At 69.6% G+C, this 629-nt stretch carries 1 pseudogene; it reads right to left on the bottom strand.

Features of this window, described 5'->3' with window-relative positions:
- Window positions 1-629: pseudogene (locus B1964_RS17130) on the bottom strand (hypothetical protein); the annotation flags it as partial.

Here is a 629-nt window from a genome sequence, read left to right on the forward strand (position 1 = left end):
GCGCGACATATGCCGCCGGCCGGACCGAAGTATCGTCGGCGGCCAGCACCTGCTGCAGTGGTGCGGTGAGCATCGAGGGGATCTCGGTGGCCGTGGAGACGACCGGGGACACCGCGTCGAGGATCGTGCCGGCCAGCGCGAATGGTGACTGCGCTGCGCCGCCGGCACCGGTGGGCGCGTTGGTGACCGGCACCGGTGCTCCGTTCACGGTCATGTGGGTTGTGGGAGCCAGCAATTGGGCCCGTGTGGCAGCGACGGCGGCGGTTGCTTCGGACAGTCCGAGGCCGGCCAGGCTCACGGCGAGTGGCAGGGCCGCCGGCCCGGTGAACGAGACGGCCGCGGTGATCTTGGCGATGGTGGCGGCCAGGATGGCCTGCAGGGTTGCCATACCGGCGGCGACGATGCCTGCGGCGGCCTGGATGTCGAACGACATGCCGCTGCCCTGCGCTGCGAGTTGCCCACTGTTGACGCTCGCCTCACCGGTTTTCGCAGCGGCCGACACCGCGCTCTGACCACCCCACAACTCGTCGGCGATCTTCAGGGCGGCCTGCGCCATCGACATCGACGACTCGAGCATCGTGGACAGCCCCTGGAAGATGACCGTCGGATCGAAGTCGGCCGCCGACAGA

Source organism: Gordonia sp. i37 (genome assembly GCF_002043085.1).
GTDB classification, from domain to species: domain Bacteria; phylum Actinomycetota; class Actinomycetes; order Mycobacteriales; family Mycobacteriaceae; genus Gordonia; species Gordonia polyisoprenivorans.